21 protein-coding genes are annotated in these 18,802 nt (G+C 66.0%); 10 read left to right on the forward strand and 11 right to left on the reverse strand.

Annotated features, from left to right (window positions below; all coding sequences use genetic code 11):
• Positions 1–11: 11 nt before the first annotated feature.
• The 5 genes from IPG05_07310 to IPG05_07330 all read right to left on the reverse strand — a co-directional run bounded on the left by IPG05_07310 (position 12) and on the right by IPG05_07330 (position 4,650).
• The gene (locus IPG05_07310) at positions 12–806 is read right to left on the reverse strand and encodes a methyltransferase domain-containing protein (protein MBK6494897.1); all 795 of its coding nucleotides are present in this window, start codon (positions 804–806) and stop codon (positions 12–14) included.
• Positions 807–1,134: 328 nt separating this feature from the next.
• Positions 1,135–2,307 carry a hypothetical protein gene (locus tag IPG05_07315; protein MBK6494898.1) on the reverse strand — a complete coding sequence of 391 codons (1,173 nt, stop codon included), beginning with the start codon at positions 2,305–2,307 and terminating at the stop codon, positions 1,135–1,137.
• 1 nt (position 2,308) lies between these two features.
• On the reverse strand, positions 2,309–2,746 hold the full coding sequence (locus tag IPG05_07320; GenBank protein ID MBK6494899.1) for a hypothetical protein: 438 nt from the start codon (positions 2,744–2,746) through the stop codon (positions 2,309–2,311).
• Between the two features lie 272 nt (positions 2,747–3,018).
• Positions 3,019–4,146 carry a hypothetical protein gene (locus tag IPG05_07325; protein MBK6494900.1) on the reverse strand — a complete coding sequence of 376 codons (1,128 nt, stop codon included), beginning with the start codon at positions 4,144–4,146 and terminating at the stop codon, positions 3,019–3,021.
• Positions 4,147–4,212: 66 nt separating this feature from the next.
• Entirely contained in the window at positions 4,213–4,650 is a 438-nt protein-coding gene (locus IPG05_07330; protein ID MBK6494901.1) for a hypothetical protein, read from the reverse strand.
• A gap of 383 nt (positions 4,651–5,033) precedes the next feature.
• On the opposite strand from IPG05_07330, the gene IPG05_07335 reads away from it, so the two are divergent.
• The 6 genes from IPG05_07335 to IPG05_07360 all read left to right on the forward strand — a co-directional run bounded on the left by IPG05_07335 (position 5,034) and on the right by IPG05_07360 (position 9,319).
• Positions 5,034–5,855, forward strand: coding sequence for a hypothetical protein (locus tag IPG05_07335; protein MBK6494902.1), 822 nt, complete (start codon positions 5,034–5,036; stop codon positions 5,853–5,855).
• On the forward strand, positions 5,855–7,006 hold the full coding sequence (locus tag IPG05_07340) for a hypothetical protein (GenBank protein ID MBK6494903.1): 1,152 nt from the start codon (positions 5,855–5,857) through the stop codon (positions 7,004–7,006). The genes IPG05_07335 and IPG05_07340 overlap by 1 nt, the downstream gene beginning before the upstream one ends.
• Positions 7,007–7,194: 188 nt before the next feature.
• Positions 7,195–7,545 carry a type II toxin-antitoxin system RelE/ParE family toxin gene (locus IPG05_07345; protein MBK6494904.1) on the forward strand — a complete coding sequence of 117 codons (351 nt, stop codon included), beginning with the start codon at positions 7,195–7,197 and terminating at the stop codon, positions 7,543–7,545.
• Positions 7,546–7,601: 56 nt separating this feature from the next.
• Complete coding sequence (locus IPG05_07350; protein ID MBK6494905.1) at positions 7,602–8,015, forward strand: hypothetical protein; 414 nt, start codon at positions 7,602–7,604, stop codon at positions 8,013–8,015.
• A 55-nt stretch (positions 8,016–8,070) separates the two neighbouring features.
• Positions 8,071–8,493: a hypothetical protein gene (locus IPG05_07355; GenBank protein ID MBK6494906.1), complete on the forward strand. Its 423-nt coding sequence runs from the start codon at positions 8,071–8,073 to the stop codon at positions 8,491–8,493.
• Entirely contained in the window at positions 8,417–9,319 is a 903-nt protein-coding gene (locus tag IPG05_07360; protein MBK6494907.1) for a hypothetical protein, read from the forward strand. Before IPG05_07355 ends, IPG05_07360 begins: the two co-directional genes overlap by 77 nt.
• A gap of 54 nt (positions 9,320–9,373) precedes the next feature.
• Here IPG05_07360 and IPG05_07365 read toward each other — a convergent pair whose 3' ends face one another.
• From IPG05_07365 to IPG05_07380, 4 genes are all read right to left on the reverse strand, one after another.
• Positions 9,374–10,489, reverse strand: a complete 1,116-nt coding sequence (locus IPG05_07365; protein ID MBK6494908.1) for a 6-bladed beta-propeller — start codon at positions 10,487–10,489, stop codon at positions 9,374–9,376.
• Positions 10,490–10,578: 89 nt separating this feature from the next.
• Positions 10,579–11,007, reverse strand: a complete 429-nt coding sequence (locus tag IPG05_07370) for a DUF2442 domain-containing protein (protein MBK6494909.1) — start codon at positions 11,005–11,007, stop codon at positions 10,579–10,581.
• Positions 11,000–11,251: a DUF4160 domain-containing protein gene (locus IPG05_07375; protein MBK6494910.1), complete on the reverse strand. Its 252-nt coding sequence runs from the start codon at positions 11,249–11,251 to the stop codon at positions 11,000–11,002. The genes IPG05_07370 and IPG05_07375 overlap by 8 nt, the downstream gene beginning before the upstream one ends.
• A 195-nt stretch (positions 11,252–11,446) precedes the next feature.
• Positions 11,447–11,848, reverse strand: a complete 402-nt coding sequence (locus IPG05_07380) for a hypothetical protein (protein MBK6494911.1) — start codon at positions 11,846–11,848, stop codon at positions 11,447–11,449.
• Positions 11,849–12,869: 1,021 nt separating this feature from the next.
• Between IPG05_07380 and IPG05_07385 the strand changes: the two genes are divergently transcribed.
• From IPG05_07385 to IPG05_07400, 4 genes are all read left to right on the forward strand, one after another.
• Entirely contained in the window at positions 12,870–14,636 is a 1,767-nt protein-coding gene (locus tag IPG05_07385; protein ID MBK6494912.1) for a hypothetical protein, read from the forward strand.
• An 11-nt stretch (positions 14,637–14,647) separates the two neighbouring features.
• Entirely contained in the window at positions 14,648–15,820 is a 1,173-nt protein-coding gene (locus IPG05_07390) for a hypothetical protein (GenBank protein ID MBK6494913.1), read from the forward strand.
• Between the two features lie 155 nt (positions 15,821–15,975).
• Complete coding sequence (locus tag IPG05_07395) at positions 15,976–16,668, forward strand: thioredoxin domain-containing protein (protein ID MBK6494914.1); 693 nt, start codon at positions 15,976–15,978, stop codon at positions 16,666–16,668.
• Between the two features lie 182 nt (positions 16,669–16,850).
• Complete coding sequence (locus tag IPG05_07400) at positions 16,851–17,468, forward strand: hypothetical protein (GenBank protein MBK6494915.1); 618 nt, start codon at positions 16,851–16,853, stop codon at positions 17,466–17,468.
• A 123-nt stretch (positions 17,469–17,591) separates the two neighbouring features.
• Here IPG05_07400 and IPG05_07405 read toward each other — a convergent pair whose 3' ends face one another.
• Entirely contained in the window at positions 17,592–18,143 is a 552-nt protein-coding gene (locus IPG05_07405) for a hypothetical protein (GenBank protein ID MBK6494916.1), read from the reverse strand.
• A gap of 28 nt (positions 18,144–18,171) precedes the next feature.
• Entirely contained in the window at positions 18,172–18,801 is a 630-nt protein-coding gene (locus IPG05_07410; GenBank protein MBK6494917.1) for a DUF5343 domain-containing protein, read from the reverse strand.
• Between the last annotated feature and the right edge of the window lies 1 nt (position 18,802).

Below are 18,802 nucleotides of genomic sequence, written 5' to 3' on the forward strand. Positions count from 1 at the left end.
CTGGTTACTGGTTACTGGTTACTGGTCACTCCACGTCGTTCACCGTTCACCCGCCCGACATACACCTCCGTCTCATACTCCACCCGCACCCACCCCTCGCGCCCGTGCTCGGCGACGATGCGCTCGAGCTCGGCGAGCATCGGCTCGTGGTTGGGGTGTCCGGCGGCGGGGGCATACGATGAAGAGAGGAGCCTGCCGCGGATGCCGTCCTGGTCGAGCTCCTGGTGGTGGTCGAGCGTCTTCTTGACGTAGTGCGCGCCACCGTAGAACGCCTGCAGCGAGTCCGCCGAGATGTTGGTGTGGACGACGTCCCGGTAGTCGGTGCCGAAGCGCTGGAGCAGCGCCTCGAAGGCGCGGAGGAAGGGCGAGGTGTCGGTGCGTCTGGTGTTCCAGACCAGCACCGCCCAGCCGTCGGGGCGGAGGATACGCTGCCACTCGGCGCGCGCCTTCGGGACATCGAACCAGTGAAACGCCTGCGCCGCAAGGCTCAAATCGATCGAGGCATCGGGGAGCGTGGTCGACTCGGCGCGTCCGTTCACGCTGTGGAAATTCGGATAGCCGTGCAGCAGCCGCTCGGCGGCAAGGCGCATGGCGTCATTCGGCTCGACGGCGTAGACGGTGTTGCCGTTCCGGAGGAAGAGCTCCGCCGAGATCCCGGTACCAGAGCCGTCGTCGGCGATGATGCTTCCGGGTGTCAGTCCGACTTCCGTCCGCAGGATCTCCAGGACGCCAGCCGGATAGCTCGGGCGATAGCGGACGTAGTCGTCGACGCGATTGGAGAAGCGGGCGGTGGGGTCGGTGGGCATGGGGGTCGGGGAAGATGATGGATGATGGATGATCGATGGTCGATGATCGATGATCGAGGTGGGATTGTAACTCCTGGATTGTCATCCTGAGCAGCCTGCCCTGAGCGCAGCGAAGGGAAGCGACGGCACAGCCGGCGCGAAGTCGAAGGACCTCTGGGACGGTCGAGAGGTCCTTCGACTTCGCAGCCCTCCGGGCTGCTCCGCTCAGGATGACAATCCTTGGGCGACCGCCCCCCTTCCCCCGTCACCCCTCACCCCGCGCGGCCATGGGCCGCGCCCCAGGTCACCGGTCACTGGTCACTGGTCACTGGTCACCGCCAGCGGCGTGCTACCACACCACGCGCGCCGGCTCCCATCGCACCAGATACTGCTCGCCGCTCTCTCCCTCATGCATCAGCCAGAGATGTCCCTTGCCGAAGGCATAGACGCGGTTGACGATATCCGTTGGCGTGACGAGTCGTCCACGATACGTGGCCGCGGAGTCGAAGACGTCGATCTCGAGCGTGCCGCGCCACCGCGAATCTTCCGGGCGGAGATTGGTGGTATCGGCGATCCGGATGCCAACGGTCCGGCGGAGAAAGAGAATCCGCCCATCCTGATCGGAGACCATGTACCAGAACGCCTGCTTCACGTCCGGCAGCTCCATCGGCTGCGGCTTCATCCCCGACATCCGGTTGAGGGTCGCGAGTTCGGCCACGATCGCCTGCTTCTCCTCCTCGTTGAACCGCGCGCGGTCCGAGGGGCGGGCGTAGGCCGCCGAGCCTGTGGGGCCGTCCACCTGGAAGGCGATCGAGTCGGTGCGACTGCTCACGAAGCGGCCGTCGGGGAGGACGATGGTCATCGCCGTCGGACCGAAGGCCCCGGCGGATGGCCCATCGCGATAGGCAGCGGGTGCGGGGAGCGTGTCGACGAGCTGCCCCAGTCGGTCGTAGCGGAAATAGGTGATCGCTCGCGACTTCTCTTCCTGCGGATAGTGCGCCGAGACTCTCGCCACGAACCATCCGCTGTCCGTGGCGGGTGCGACGTCGACGATGCTGGTCGGCCCGGGCCAGGTGCCGGTGAGCGTGCCGGCGCTGTCGAAGCGGGTGATGCGCGCCTGACCCTGACTCACAATCAACAGCGATCCATCGGCGAGCACAGTCCCCCAGGGAAAATCGTCGTACTCGCCGGGGCCGTCACCCAGCCCGCCGATCACGCGGACGAAGCGCCCCTGCGCGTCGTACTGCCGGATCAGCCCGCCCTTGGTGTTGGACACCATGTCATGGAGCAGCACGCCGCCGTCCTGCCGCGCCAGCATCCAGCTGATCCGATTGAACTGGTAGTTGGGATCGCCCTCGAGGACGCCGACGCGGAGCGTCTCGCGCATCGGGATGGTGTCGCCATTGCCCGTGACGATGACGGGAGTAGCGGCGGCAGCGCGCGGGGCAGCAGCGCGGTCGGAACAGCCGACGAGGAGCAGGGCAGCGGCGAGGAGGGGCAGTCGGCTGGCGATCGGCCCCACGTCAGTCCTTCTCCACGCGAACGGTATACGACACCCACGTCCCCACCGCGCAGCCCTGATAGATGGCGGGGAAGAGCTTCCGCCCCAGGACATCATCCCAGATCTGCCGGACGTACCGCTTGCGGAACTGTTCGTCCGCGATTCCGCTCACCTGCACGCTGTCGAGTTTGCCTCGGGTGCCGATCAGCAGGCGCACGTCGACGGTCTTGCCGAGCAGCGCGTGCGATGGGTCTCTCGGTGGGAGGACGATCAGCAACCCGGCAGGGTGAAAGTCGGGCGTGCTGCTCGACGCGTCTGGTGGCACAGTCACGCCGACACACTCGGTCGGAGTACGGGTCGGTTTGGGATTGGGCGAGACCTGGATCATCGCCTGGGCCACGAGAGGCGACGCACCCCCGAGGAGCAATACGACGAGCAGCGGGACGACAGGAGATCGCATGCGGGGCTCGGCGGTGGGAGACCCGTTGAAGGTATATCGAGGAGGGCGATGGCGGGGCGCCGGCGCAGCCGGCGTGCGGGAATGGGGTGCGGGGCTCAGGGGGGCTGAGCTCGGTCGAGGGGAAGCCGTCAACCGTCGGCTCGCGACGCGCGCTGCGCGCGCGGCGATCCTCCTCTGACGGCCCCCTCGTACCTCGCCGCCCCCCCGCACCCCGCACCCCGCACCCCGCACCCCGCACCCCGCGCCAGGTTACCGGTCACTGCGCACCTGCACTATCTGCCGTAGGGCCTCAGCACCAGCACATCGATCGGCGGCCCCGGCACCTCGCGCTCACGAATTGTCTCGCCACTTGGGAGCGAGACGAAGCGAAGACTGCCCGGACCGCGGCTCAAGGTCATCGACCCCCTCAGCCGTGTGACCACGATCCACCGCTCGTCCAAGTCAGCGCTGATCGACTCGCCGCACACCTGAGGCAGCCGGAGCAGCGGTGGATCGGTCGCCGAACTGGATACGGCCGTCATGCTGAATCCGCGGCCGAAGAAGCAGGAGCCGACCGCAAGGACAGCCGCGTCATCGCGATCGACCATGAATTGCATGAGGTGATTGCCCGGCAAGCCGGTGTCGATCTCGCGCCTGGTCGAATCGCGACCGAAGAACCGCACGATCTGGCTGCCAGTAGCCGTGAACAAGCCGCTCGGCCGCGATACGACGTCACCATGCTGCCCGATGCAGGAGCTGGTGGGTGTGGCCGCCGGACACCGCACCGTCGGATTGCCATCCAGGCGAATGAGCTCCGCCCCGTCAACACCCCCGTGAAAGCTCACGATCATGGTCTGTGTCGCAGGGTCAATCGTCGCGCCGTAGGCTCGCCAGCGGGGTCCCAGGGAGGCCATGATGCGAGATGACGAATCGACGCCAGTGTTGACCGGAAGTGCGATCCACCGCCGCTTGGGGGCCAGCTGTTTCGCGTCGAATTCGGCAACCCACACTCCGACGGCGTCATAGCCGACGAGAAACAGCGCGCCGGTTTGTGGGTGCAACGCAAATGCCCCTGAGTTGGCGAATGCCCCGGTGAGCACCCGCGACGTCAGGCGCATCGTTCGAAGATCGACACTGACCAGGCGGCTCTGTCCTGGCTCCATGAACCGAGGCTTGGCCAGCAGGACGAGGGTGCGACCATCGGGCGACTGTTCCAGTTGCGGCTCAGGCCCGCTCAGCATGAATGGCGCAATCGTCCACTCCCGCGTGAGGCTGTCGGCCATGCCGGAGTACAACTGGAGTCGCCCATCAGCGAGGACAACTGCAATCCGCGCAGCTGGCTCGTTGACAGGCAGAATTGGCTGCGTCGAAGCGGGCGTGCAGAGCATGACCGACACCGCAGCGACGGCGGCAAGCTTCATCCGAGAATCTCCTTGATCTGCAGCGTCGGGATGGCCCCCCACGCGCCGGCGCATGAAGCTCGCCCCTCAGCCCTCTCCCATCCTCATGCTGTACGACCACCACGTCGCCACGGCGCACCCTTGATAGTACGCGGGGCGGAGGTTGCTCTTCGGCGCAACATCCCTGAGGCTCTTGATATACCGCGCCTTGAATTTCTCGTCGGTGAGGCCGCCAACCTCGACGCTGTCGAGTGTGCCGAGGCTTCCGATCAACATGCGGACCTCGACCACCTTGCCGCGAAGGGCGCGAGGGGAGTCGAGTGACGGGATCACCGCAAAGGGTCTGGCGGGCGTATAGCCTGGGGTGTCTTTGGTGGCGTTGGGCGGCGCGGTCACGCCGGCGCACTCGGCCGGAGTGCGCCACACCAGCGGGGGGTCACCAGGCCGGAGCAGCTTCTGAGCGGCCATCGGCGACGCACCACCCAAGAGCAACACGACGAACAGCGGGGTCACGGCGGATCGCATGCGGAGCTCGGCGGTGAGGGACCCGTTGAAGCTATATCGAGACGGTGGAGCGTGAGGCGCCAAGTGGGGGAGGGGCCCCGCCACCCCTTCCCCCCTTCCGCATCCGGAGCGATTCTCCGTCTCCCCCTGCACCCGAGCCGCCATGCGCCGCTGGATCGTGATCCTCCTGCTCGCCGCCGCGTGCACCTCGGCCGGCGACGGGCCCGCCACCGAGACCACGCCCGAGGGACTCCAGGGATTCTCGACCGCTGCGCTCAATCCGGTCATGCTGACCGGCGAGCCGTTCATCGGGCTCCCGACGCTCGGCACCCCGCGCGACATGCTCGCCGAGGGAGAGTGGCTCTGGGTCAGCGACCGCGCGGGGAGAGCCATTCCTCCATCTGGTGCATACTACGCGACAGGTCGAAGTGGCCACCTTCGGACGGAAAGGCGAGGGGCCGGGCGACTTCGGCGGCTTCCCCCAACTCTCGCTCCGCCCAGGCGACAGTGGCGGCGTCTGGGGCTACGACGAGCGACAGTTTCGCATGACACGCGTCACACACGACAGCATCCCGAGGGTGACGACGCTGCGGCTCGAGTACCCGCAGATCGCGTTCTGGGGTGGATGGGTCGGCCCCACGAGGATCGCGCAGGTCGGCGACTTCGACACCAACCGCGTGATGCTCGTCGACACGGTCGGCGTCCTCCACGCGATGCACACCGTCCCGCTGCTTGGCCCCGACAGCGTCGGCATCGAAGCGCGTCGCAACGCCGCCACCGGGATCACCGTCTGCGCCGACCCAGCCGGCGGGCGCTTCGCAATCTCCTACGTGGCGGCCGGGCGCGTCGAACTGCACGACACCGCAGGGAGTCACCAACTCGCGGCGGTCCCCTTCCCGTCGAACGGCGACTTCGGCCGCGGCAAGGAAGGCAAGTGGACGCTGCGCACCCCGTGGCGCTACTACGCCGGCTGCACCGCCACGTCGACCGCCGTCTACGCACTCTTCGCCGGCCACACTGATGACGGTCACACCATCGCCGCGCGTCAAGTGCATCGCTTCGCCTGGGACGGCACGCTGCTCGGCGTGCTGCAGCTCGATCATCCCGCCTCGGTCGTGGCGGTCAGCGGCGACACGCTGCTCTACACCGGATCGGCGGAGAGTGACAGCATCATTCGATACCGCCTCCCGCGGGCGGTAGCACTGAGCACGAGTCGCCCGCATTGATGTTCCTCGCGCACTGTCTCTGCATCATGCTGGTGCCTTCACTGATGTGGGCGCAGTCGCCGGTGCGCGACAGTGCCGGCGTGACAATGGTCCGCACTGTTCCGGTCGCGACGACACCTGTGGTGGTGTCGCGCCAGGCGTCACGCGTCATCACGGTCGGGGCCGACGTAGACGTGGTCGGTGCCCTGCGGATGTCGGACGGCACGATCTGGATCGCGGATGCAGCGGCGCGCAAACTGTGGCGCGTCGGCGCGGGGAACGCGCGGAGTGCGGTCGGCGACTGGACATCCATCTACGGGATGCTCCGCGCCGGCGCCGATTCCTTGTTGGTCTGGGATGGCGCAGCGAGGCAGGCACGGATCCTCGACCGGACGGGGCGGCAGCGTGGCAGCAGCGGTGTGCGCGCATTGCGCGACATCACCCGCCCGAATGGGAGCAGCGGTCGTCCGGCGTTGCTGCTGCATGGGATGTTCCGGGATGGTTCGCTGCTCGGCGAGGTACGTGACCCGTATCGTGACGGCCGAGTGAGTCATGTCGAGGCAGATTCGGCGCCGGTGGTCGTTGTTGGTCGAAGCGGGTCGATCACCGCGGTCGATACGGTGCTTCGCATGGAGCGCGTGCTCTACCGTGGTGCGCGGAGTGGGATGAACGCACCGCTGCCATTCGGTCGGAGTGGCCAACTCGTCGCGGTCGACGACGGCTATCTGTACAGTGATGGCGCCGCGTACCGCATCGAGGAGCACGGCCAGGATGGCGCGCTGCGGCGGGTGATCCAGCTGGCGCGGCCACTTCAGGTGGTGACTCCCGCGGAGATTGCGCGCTTCAAGGCGGCGCGACTGGCCACGATCCCGGCGGATCTGCGCGCGGAATACGCGGCCGGACTCGACTGGCTCCCCTGGCCCGCACGAAAGGGGGGCTGGACGGCACTGCAGCGTGACGCGGCGGGGCGTCTCTGGGCCCGGCAGTGGGCCACTGACGACGAGGACGCCACCTGGGACCTATTCTCTCCGGACGGCCGCCACCTCGGCACGACCACGGTGCCGGCAGGCGTCACCGTCCTCGACATCGGGCGCGACTACCTGCTCGGTGTGGCGGCTGGGGCGAGGGGGGTGGAGGTGCGGGTGTACGGGACGACGTGGGACGGCCGCTGATCCCTCACGCCGCACCCGAAGTATCTGGCACCGTCCCGCGGAATCCCGCTCCCACGCAGTCGACGCTCGCCGCAGATCTTCCCCCGTTGTGCCAGGCCCAAACCGCCGCCCCGGCCCGCTTGACCCCCACACCGTAGTACACTACAGTGTAGTATAGTTGTCGGGCACCCATCCGAATCGTGTCCGCCATGCGCCTGACCTTCGTCGAAACGGTGCTGTTCACGAAACGCGTCCAGGAACTGGGGCTCGAGGCCGGGCTGCGCGGACTCCAGGCGGCGCTCATGGCCAACCCGACGCAGGGCGATCTGGACCCCGGCACGGGTGGCCTGCGAAAAGTGCGCATCCCGGATGCGGGACGAGGAAAGGGGAAGCGCGGCGGTGCGAGGGTTCACTATCTGTACCTGCCCCACAGTGCGCTCATTTACCTCCTCTTCGTTTATGGCAAGGATGAGCTCATCACATTGAGCGCTGTCCAGAAGAAGCAGCTGAGACGTGTCGTGGAGGCAATTCGCACTGAATGGGAGTTCCGACGCCGGTAGCGCCCAGTCCCGCAGCAGCCGGTCCGTGGCTCGATCATTTCATGAGGACGAGGACGATGAAGGCCGATCACTTTGCTGCGTTGCTGGAGTCGACCCACCAGGCACTCGAACATGCGCAGGGGAAGCGGGAGCTCCGGACGACGACGCTTCCGAGACCGCCGCAAGCGATGGGACCCGAGGAGGTCCGGATGCTGCGCGAGAGGGTGAACGCATCGCAGGCCGTCTTCGCGCACTTCCTGAATGTGAGCACCAAGCTCGTGCAGGCCTGGGAGTCCGATCGACGACGCCCCGAGGGCGCAGCACTCCGACTGCTCGAGCTCGGCGCAGCGAACCCGCGCATTGTCTTTCGCGGGCTGCCTGTCCACACCGTCGAAAAGCCGGTACACGCGAAACGCCCCCGCGCGGCGGCAGCGGGCGACGCCTCGAAGAAAGTGGCGGCGAAGCGAAGGTCGTCGAAGCGGGGGGCCTGAGTGGGCCTCCCCCGCCACCCCTTCCCCTCCCGCCATTTCAGCGCGATCCTCCCCCATGCCCCTTCACATCCCGATTCGGTCGACCCTCCTGCTCGCGGCATGCCTGACCGCCTGCGGCAAGGCGTCTCGTGACGCCGCAGGCACGTCCGACAGTGCCGGCGTTACGCTCGTCCGCAATCCGGCGCGGGAGGCCAGTGATTCCGGGCCGTGGACGCTGGTCGAGGGCCTCCGCATTAGCGGCGACAGCGGCGCGGGCGAGTTGCGCTTCGGCCGGTTGTCCGGCCTCGTGCTCGACCCCGCGGGCAACATCTACAGCATGGACGCCGATCGTCGCGTGGTCCTGAAGTTCTCACCGGCTGGCGCGCTGCTGCGCACCTTCGCCGGGCCAGGGGAAGGGCCGGGTGAGATCGGCGGAGGGATGGTGTTACCTGCTCGCGGCCGGCAACGGGACGATCTTCGTGGTGGACCCTGCCAATGACCGGCTGCACTCCTACGACAGCAGCGGCACCCACCTCGCCGATCAGCCGATCGATCTTCCTGCCGGCTCACCGGTCGAGTGGAGCATCACCCCCGATGGCGTCGTTCTCGTCCAACTGAAGCCGATGGCGCGGGACGGCGACAGTACGCCGGCTGCCATCAGCTACATCGTGCGGCTCACGCCACCGCACGACACGGTCGTTGCGCTCCCCGGCGGCAGCGTCATCGACATGCGTGGCGGTCTTTCCAGAATGAAGACCACGCTGTTCCGGGCCGAGCCGACGTGGATGGTCCTGCCGACGGGGCGCATCGTGACGGGCGATCCCGTGCGCTTTGGCTATCGAGAGCATGGCGATGCCGGCGCCGTCATCCGCGACGTCTCGCTCGTCTCGCCGCAGCTGCCGGTCACGGCGGATGACCAGAGCGCCGCGCGGACCGCGGTTCGAGAGTATTTCGGGAAGCAGTTCGCCTCGGGTGGCCCCGCGCCGGCCTCGATGATCGAGACGATCCTCGGCAACATCTCCTTCGCCGAGTTCTATCCGGCTTTCAGCGCGATGCGGCCGGGACCGTTCGGCACGATCATGGTGCAGCGCTTCCGGACGATTCCGGAGATGCGCGCGGGCGGCGCCGCGCTGACGATGGAGGCGATGCAGGGCAGCTCATCGGTGTGGGAAGTCTTCAGCGAGAAGGGGCAGCACCTCGGGCCGGTGCGCTTCCCGCCGACGTTCCGCCCACTCGCCGTTCGTGGCACTGCCATCTGGGGGCTCGCGACCGACGAGATGGACGTACAGAGCATCGTGCGACTGGATGTGCGCGAGCGGCGGTAGGGGGGAAGTTTCTCGCTCCGCCCGCGATGACAACCCTTGAGCACCCCCAACTCGCTACCGCTTCACCAGCGCATACCGCACCACGAACGGCACCCCATCCGTATCCCGCTCCACTGCGTAGAGCTTCCCGCCGCGCACGACCACGAACCGACCGACGTCGGGAACGGGCGGCGCTGCCATCGTGGCGAGGCGAGTCCCCGTCCTGCTCCACACGTCGATCTCCGCCTTCCCTGGACGTCGCACCCAAGCCCAGACGCGCCCCTCGTCGTCCAGATCGAGCGCACGCACCGTCGGATAGGTGCGCGGAATCCGACTGACATCGATCGTGCCTGGCGGTGCGCGCTCGGCCAGCTTCCGGATGAACGCGATCGCGGAGTCGCGTGCCGCCGCGGGGATCGGCGCCGGCGCTTCCTTGCGCGTCTGATCGAATCGGATCGCGCCGGTGCCGAGTTCGATCGCCATGATGTGATACTCCGATCCGGAACCACACCAGATCGCACCCGCACCATCGAGTTGGAATAGGGTGCTCGGCGCGAAGGGGGACGACGAAGGTTCCACCGCCGCCCGTCGGCGTGCGATAGCTCGACATCCAATCGCGGGCGTCGGCCATGAGGAGGCAGTCAGGCATGCGCAGCGAATCGACGCGCGCCGTCTTCGGATCGAAGCGACCGACCACGCTCCCTCTGCTCGAGCGAAGCGTCTCGAGGAGCCGACCATGCGGGTCGAAGGTGGCTTCCCAAATCCCACCGAACCCCAGCTCGAAGGTCGCAGGTGCGTCGCGGGTTTGCCGCGGGTGTCGAACACCACCATCCGTTCCTGGCCGATGTCATTGACCCAGATCTTGCCGTCCGGCGCGACGAGCATCCCGTTCGGGCTCCGAAATTCTCCAGGCCCTTCGCCGTTCCGGCCAATCCGCTGCACGAATCGTCCGCGCGGATCGAAGACGCGAATTTCCAGCGCCTGCAAGTCGAGTACGAAGATCTGTCCCTTGCCGTCCACGGCCAGGGCCCGAATGTCGTTGAATGAAGCGGCGCCGGTATCTGCACCGCCGATCCGCAGGTCCTCGACCAGGCGCCAGCGCTGTTGCGCTGAGGCAGGTCGAACGAAGAGCGTGGCGAGGAGGATGACCAGAGCTGCGATTCGGGTGCACGGCGAAATCGATGGACGCATAGGCTGCACGTGTCCGGGAAGAGGTGCTTCAACCATACCACGGAGCCGGTCGAGTCGAGTCGCCAGTCCGCCCCAGGCTGCGCGGTGTTCTACCGAGGGACGTCGGCCTTGCGTGGGCGCCCGCCGAGTGCGCCATTGGCGCGGGAGGCTTGGGCCTTGGCGGTGGTTCGCGCGGCACCGCCGGCTGCGCCGGAGGCGCGCAGCAGGAGGCCGCGACCGAGGGCCAGATGCGCCAGCGCGGAGAGACCCAGGTCCTCGTCGAGGCGCTCCCAGCGAAGGCTCACCCCGGCGACGCCGACCGTCACGCCGGCCAACTCCCGGTCGGTCGCGTGCCGGAGCGGTGGTACGAGATCAATGGGCACCGACAGCACGGTGCCGTTCGTGAGCCCGATCCGGAGGCACCGCCCGGCGCGGTCGAAGCGCGCCTCTGCCGCGACGGGCTGTCCGGCACGCGCTCGCCGCCGCGCCGCAGGGATCTGCGCGAGGATGTCGGCGTCTGACACTTGAGTTCTAGCCATGCAGCTTCCTCCACGCCGCGTCGATCAGCGCATGGTGGGTTTCGACCAAGCGGAACGCCCGAAGCACATCGGCATTCCGCATTCGGTACACCGCCCAGACGGCCGGGGGTGACGTCGCCGTCCCGAGCCGAATGACGACGAGCTCATCATGACCGCGTTCGACATGGACATGCGGCGGTGGATGCTCACGCGGCGGTCCGTGGACCCGGAGGATGAAGCCGTCCGTCTTGAGGACCGTCGGCATAGGGGACGTTAACCCAACGCTTAGGTTTTGGCAAGGCGAACGATTCGTGGCCACATCGGAGCTCCGGCGTCGCCGCGCCCGGTGGACCACCCGGGGCTGCATGATGCCGATTATGGGCGCATCCCCATTGGACGGCGGACCGGAGGACCGCACCTAGTGGCCGATTCACGCGTGCCCATTCGGCCGCGGCCTACCCTACGGCCTGATCGTCTGACTCCTCCCGCTCGGCCCCGTCACCCGGACGAAGCTCCCGGTGTCACGGGCAAAGAGCTGCAGCCCGCCGTCCTTGTCATCGGAGAGGGCGAGGGCGGTGCCGTTGGCGGCGGCGGTGAGCTTCACGACCGGGCCGCTCGTGGGATCGATGAGGCGGAGCAGTACCGTCTCGGGATAGCGGACGCCGGCGACGGTGGCCGCGGGCTGCACGGTGAGAGAGGCGCGGACGCGTTGCTGGGCATCGACGATCTCGAGGCCGCCGGCGCGGAGGACGCCCGACGAGCCCTGGCGCGCGGCGACCGGATCGACGCGGCCTAGGAGGATGCCGCCGAGGAGGAGGAGGTTGAGGACGGTGAGGCCGAGGGCGAGCGATTCGCGGCGCATGGGGGCTCCGGGAAGAAGGGGGTGGTCTTCCTGAGATGGCGCGGGGGCGGGAGGGGTTTAGTGGAGGGAGCGGCCTCATGCCACGGACTGGAACTTCAATTTCGCCTCAAACGGCTCGGGCTCGCCGCGGTTCGGAGAGGTCAGGAAGCAGGACGTCGACGCGCGCGGCGTGCTGCGTCCGGCGCGACTACATCACGCGGGGCCGTCCGGCAAACGACTACTTCGTCGAGCGCTTCAACGGGTGAATACGGAATAATTCTGTGAGATTGCAGCGGTTTACCTAGGTCGCGAAGGCAAGGGGCCTCATCGAAGCGTGTCGGGATGACCACAACGCGATTCGTCGGCACTGCACCTTGCAGAAAGGCGCCACGTCCGAGTGTGCTGTCGCGTTGGAGGCGGTCGTCACAGCAGGATCACTGATATCATTTGGCCCGGCCTGGACCTCAGAGAAAGGAAACCTCAGAGTTCTGTAGACCGGTGCGGTGCTAGTGATCCGACTAGGGATTTTCCCAGTGGACCATTTATCAGTCCCGACGCACATTACCGGCTCACGGACGACGGTATTCCCATTCATCGTTTGGAGGGGTCATGCGAGTGAACCCGAAGGTGATCATTGCGTTGTGCACGATCATTACCGTGGCCGGTGCGCGGGCTGGTGCGCTTCGCGCGGAGACCGGGGGCGGTAACTGCCCCTCGAGTGCTTGCCCGGAGACCGGCAGCTGTGGGGTCGACTTCGGTCCGGCCGCTCTCTGCACAGCTGCAGGCAATGCGCAAGCCGGCTGCACAGCGAATCTCCAGTTCTCCTCGTGCAGCACGTTGGCGAATTGCAACAGCATTGGCATCGGTGCGCTTTGCTACTGGAGCTAGGTTAGGGTTGGCCTCCTGACCGGCCGGGAGGGACGCTCTACGGCTCGCCTTGCGTTGGGCGCCTCCCGGCCCCCCCCCCGACATGCAGGTACTCCCGATGCTAAAGAGTCCCATGACGCCGTGCAGTCGCCGAGCGATATTGCACCGTACAAGCGTGACGTCGTGGGGCCGCGTGCAGTGCCTTGGGGTCGTCCTCGCGGTCCTCTCTGGCTGCGGGGCCGTGCGAAGCGCACACGCGCAGTCGCTGCCGGTGGTCGACCGCCACGGCAATTTCCGCCGCATCGATGATGAGCCCATCGGTCGGCAGCGGATTGTCCAGCTCTGCGGCGTGCCTGGCGTGGCGACGAAGGCGCAGTTGGTGACCCTCGAGCGCCGCCGTGCGGACTCCGCCTCCGCCCTGAAGACTGCTGAGGCCTGGTATGCGCTGGCGTGCGTGCGCGGGTTGCTGTTCGCCGCCGGTGCTCGGGCGCAGGGAGGGCTCCTCATGCCCACGGGGACGTCCTGGGCGGGCGGGGCCAGTGCCGCACTGGAGCAGGCCGCGGCGACGCCGGGTGACCACAACGCCACCGCTCGACTGCTGGGTATCCTGGCGCTCGAAACGCTGCCAGCGGATGGCCAGGTTCAACAATCCAGCCCCGATGCCATCATCCGCCCCGACAAGTTCGCGGCCCCGATCGCGGTGGGCGTCCGGGATTCCGTCACGAACCCATACTTCTTGCGGGGGTGCGTTGCGGTCAGTCTGCATCGTGCCGATCGATCGACCGCAGAAGCGTGCGCGTACCGCGCCCTCGCGGCGGGCCATGACTCGACATGGCACTTCCTCCGACTGGCATGGATTGCGTTTCGTGCCAAGCAGGTCCCGCTCGGGGAAAACCTGTTCGAATTGGCGGTCACGACCGCCCACGATTCGGCCACACGGGCAGAGTTGGGGTGGCACCTGTTCGGCAGGAACGTCGGCCAATTCGAATTGGTGCAGCATATGCAGTCATGGCAGCGGATGTCGCCGGCCGAGGTGCACGACCTGTTCACGGTGCCGGACTCGGCACTTCTCGGATGGGTTCGACGGCGGAACCAGGCCTTGGATTCCCTGACCGGTAACTATGGCCATCGCGTTGCCCGGCACTTCCTGACCTTGGTCCCCTCACGGGGTGCCTTCAACGTCTGCCCCCTCATTGTCGGCGCCATCAGATGCTACTTCCTCGGGCAATCTCGCCTCGAGCTTGACGCACTCTCAGCATCCTCGACGCTCTTCCGAGTCGTTGATCCACACTCGAAGGCTCCGTTGCTCCTGGTCCCCCTGACCGCGGAACCCGGGAAGGCGGCGGCCGGTGACACTCTCCCGGCGATGACCGCGGAAGTGAGCATCTGGAATGCAGCCACCAATCAATGGTCCAGTGGCACGATGCGGGTGAAGAGCGACAGCGGCGTGAAGCACGTGTTGGCACTCGCGGACCCTGGTGGTCCACTTGTCTGGCGAGTGCATGCTATGAGCTGGGACGACCACTTCGTGACCTTGCGCGGAGAGTCAGCACCGCTTGCTGCTCCCTTTGGAATTTCCGACCCCGTGCTCGGCGTCGAGGGCAGTGGTCCGTCGTGGACGCTTGGCAGCCGAACCGTGTGGCTTTCCTCCTCGCTCCGCTTCGACCGCAAGGTGCCGATCGAGCTGTACCTGCAGATGTGGCGCGACAGCACGGTGCGGGAGGTCCGCATCGAGCTCGAAATGCGTGATGCCGAGGCGGAGAAGGCACCCCCGATGCTGCAGGTGAAGTTCGGGCAATCGCTGGATACACCCTTCGCGGAACTTACGCGGACGCTGGATTTCTCCCGCCTTGGCAAAGGGAAGTACCGGATGGCACTCCGGGTGACCCGGCCCGACGGAGTGGAGCTGGTTGAACGCCATGTCTTGATCGACCTTTTCTGAGAGCGCCTAATATGAAGTGGTCTCGCATACTGGTATTCGTTGGCATCTTCAGTGCATCGCCACTCGGGGCCCAACAGTCGTACTCGGCCAGCACCGCGACGGCCATCGCGGCGAAACGAGAAATCGTGATCGACGGTTCGTCCACCGTACTGGATGCGGTCACCTGGATCAGTGCCGGGCCGAAGGGCGCGCTTGTGGTCGCATCGGGTGCGGAAAGGGCCATGCGCTTCATTGACGCGGCCGGTGGCCGGGTGACCACGGTCGGCCGGAGCGGGGAGGGTCCCGGGGAATTTCGAACCCTCGGGCCACGTGGCTGGAATGCCGACACACTGTGGGTGCTCGATCCAACGCTGCAGCGCATTTCCTCGTTCACCTCTAACGGAAAGTTTCTGGGTGTCCGGAAGGCCCCGTTCCCTCTCCTCCCGCCGCCGGGTACTCCGGACCCATCACTCTTTGTGTTGCCGGAGCTCCTGGGCCGCAGCCAGGACGGCGAATCGTTTGTGCGCGTCTCGATCCGACGGGGGGCGTCGATTCCGCAGTGGGCAGGGACCGTCCCCGGCGGAGGGCGTCCAATTCTTCGAGTGGGGGCCGATGGTCAGGTGAAGCGGATGATCGGCTGGAGCGCACCTGACCAGTGCGTGGCAACAACAACGACCGCCGGCGGGGAATTCCAGGTTTCCCAACCATTCTGCATGAACGAGCGACCGATCATCCAGGAGGACGGGCATGCACCGGTCCTTGCCCGAGGTATGGCCGAAGGGGCCGGGCAGTGCGCAGTGCAATTGACCGCGTTGGAGCCTGAAACCGGTCGGGGAAGCGTGCGGCGGGTCACCATGCCTGCAATCCCTATTCCCGCGAGAGTCGCCGACAGCGCGCGCGCTGCGTATCTCGGCCGCGCACCAACGCCCCAGATCGCAGATGCCATGCGAAAGATTCTGGAGGTCCCCAAGGCCTTTCCCTGTGTTCGGACCGTCATCATCGGGATCACCGGCGACCTGTGGCTTCAGCCTTGGGGTGATGACGCGACGAGCCGTTGGCTTCTCGTCTCACGCGGGAGGCCCGGGATCCGTGCACTGTCACTGCCTCGTGCATTCAGGGGGATATCGGCGAATGAGACCGGGATCATCGGTGTTGAGGCGGATGCAGACGGGAGTGAAAGCGTGGTCCGGTACCGAGTGCCCTGACCGTTGCGACTCACCGAGTGCATTCGGGCACTGACGCGTGAGGCACCGAGCGTACCTCAAAGAATTTCAGGGCACGAGCGTGATGATCGGGTCGTGGATCATGGCATCCCGGGAAAACTCACAAGGCAGAGTTCCATCAACTGGAGGTAGCATCGATGGCTGAGGACAAGAAGCGGGGCTCCATCTTCGTAAATGCACTCGCCGGTCTTTCGGTGCTGTGTGCGGTGGCCGTGACGTGGCGGTTGTATTTCCCTCCGCGCGCCCCGACCCCCGCCTCCGCGAAGCCGGTCTTCGTTCCGGAATGGAAGCAGTACGCCGAGGTCGGGCACCGGTTCGGTGCGAGTGCGCCCAAAGTGACTATCGTGGAGTTCTCCGATTTCGAATGTCCCGTCTGCAGGGTTTTCACGCTGAACGCCTTGCGAACGGTGCTGCCGAGCTTCCCGAATGAGGTGGCTGTTGTGTATCGGCATTGGCCCCTGGCCTACCACCGGTTCTCCTACCCGGCTGCCAGAGCAGCAGAGTGCGCCGCGGCGCAAGGCCAATTTGAGCCATTTCACTATGCGGCGTTTCAAGGGCAAGACTCGCTCGGGTTGCTCAGGTTCGAAGACCTGGCGGCACGGGCCGGAGTGCCTGACTCGCCCAAGTTCGCGGCGTGCGTCAACTTGCCGGGCAACGTTGCCGCCATCGATGCCGATTCGGCGGCTGCGCGCGCGATCGGGGGATCCGGCACTCCAACAATCCTCCTGAATGGGTGGCGCCTCCCCGGCGCACCGGACAGCGCGATGCTGCACCGAATGATCACGGTGGTGCTCCGCGGGGGTACTCTGGACACGCTGACCATGCGGTGAGACCCCGTGTCATGAAGGCCAACGACGGATGGGCTGTCTCCCACCGCGCTGGCGGAGGTGGGTGGTGAGGAGGGAGGTGTGAGGGGAGAACACCTGTCGGTATCCGCTGGTGGCCTCGAGGCCGGCCTCAGTATCTCGAGACGCTGAGGTTCGTTCCCCTCCCCTTCCCCGACCCCACGTTAGTGCACTGGGAGCGCATCCGTGCCCTCGCCGACAAACTCGCCCAGCACCTTAAGGACGCGATTGCGCGCGACGAGCGGGTGACGATGACGGGGATGTACAACGTGGTCGAGAAGCTCCGTTCGGGCGAGGCGCTGACGACGAAAGAGCGCGCCATTCACGAGGTCGCTGCCTGCGGCATCCTGCGGGACATGCACGACGAGCTGGACGCGCTGGTGGCCGAGGCGTATGGCTGGCCCTGGCCGATGGAGAAGGAGGAAATCCTCGAGCGGCTGGTGGCGCTGCACGACGAGCGCGTGGCCGAGGAGCAGCGCGGGGTGATCCGCTGGCTCAGGCCGGAGTATCAGATCCCGCGGTTCGCACCGGACCATGTGGCGGAGCTGGATCTGCCTACATCCGAGGTGGCTGAGGAGGTTGCTCCGGCGGAATTGGTGCCCTGGCCCGGCACGGCGGTGGAGCAGTTGGCGGCGCTGCAGGCGCTGGTGGGGCGGGCCCCGCTGACCGAGGCGGAGGCTGCGGCAGCGTTCGCCGGGGCGGACCGGAGGCTGGTCGGGCGGCACCTGGAGACGCTGTCGATGCTGGGGGAGGTCAGGGAGGTGGCGGGGAGGTTTGGGGGGTAGGGGGTGCGCCTCGAACCGGACGCGCAGGTGCTCCTTGCATGTTGCGACTCCATGCCGCTGCACTTGAACCCACACCTTGTGTCCCCGACGCCCGACGTCGGCCATCGTCGCACTTTGGCGCTTTCACCCAATCATTCGAAACCAATCTTTCACGGCCAAGCGAAGCCTATCAACCTCATCCTCCTGCATCGGACAGCAGTGAGCAATCGGCCCTCTCAGAAGATTCAGACTCGCCATGACTCGCTCCACTCCACGTTTACTCTTCAGAATCGGCTCAAAAAGTGTCCAGTTGGAGGTGATAACGACAGATAACTGCCCGAACGTGGTATAGTCAATCATACGCTCAGAACGCTGCGTGATACCGTTGTCCTTCTCCTTCTTCACCAAGCCAACAACGCTTTCCTTGATGTCTGTGGGGACGCGTGCACCGGCCCACCACTCGACTCCTTCCGCTTCCTCTAGGGTCTCCGTGATCAACTTGCGGATCGCCTGCTCAAGGCAGTAAAAGACCTCATAGTGATCCGACATATCTGCCGCTTCCTGCCGCACACTTTGCTCGAATTGGGGATAGAATGCTACGCTGCTCGCAGGGTCGGTTGGCGGCAAGTGCCCAAGGTTCACCGCGAATGAATGCTCAATCTGCCTGAGCTCGTCGCTGATCAGCAGTCCAGACATTCCAAACGACCTCAAGTAGTCATCGCAGCTATGCATCTGTACTTCTCAAGAGGTGCTCCTTGAGTGCTCGAAAAATTGCATTGAAGACAGCGGGATCAGATGTAGCGGGAAGATTGAGATTGATGTTGTAGCCCAAGTTCAGACCGAACCCAGCGAGTGACACTTGGGCCCCCCGTACAGCAGTGGGACGTTCGACTGTTTCCGCCTGACTCACCCCGCTCTCGGCTGCTGTGGCATCCCACTTGGCTAGTTTCTTGAGGTGTTTGATGCACGCGAGCGCTAGGGGGACTGAGCTCGAATCTTCCCCTGCACCCGTCTCCTCGATAATTAGGCCCTTCAGCTCCTCATCGCTGAGTTTGTACATGTATTCATTTCGAGTGAACAGCGGCCCATAACCAATCTTGAGCGCCTGGGCTGCCGCCCAGCCCTCGGTAGCGCTGTTACGCAATTTCTTGTACACATCAGTCGGGGTTCCGTCGGCTGTCGCCAACCCGATCTTTTTGAGATACGCAGTCATCTGGTTTCCAGATCCACCCTTGATGCCTAGGATCGTTTTAACGAAGTCCTGGCTGACGGAATCGGGCGTCGCGGCCGCCCTTATTCCTTTGAGAGCCCTTTCGACGTTGCCTGGTGCTGTCACGTAGGGCAGAACTGCCATT

This window comes from Gemmatimonadota bacterium, assembly GCA_016704275.1.
Classification (GTDB): domain Bacteria; phylum Gemmatimonadota; class Gemmatimonadetes; order Gemmatimonadales; family GWC2-71-9; genus Palsa-1233.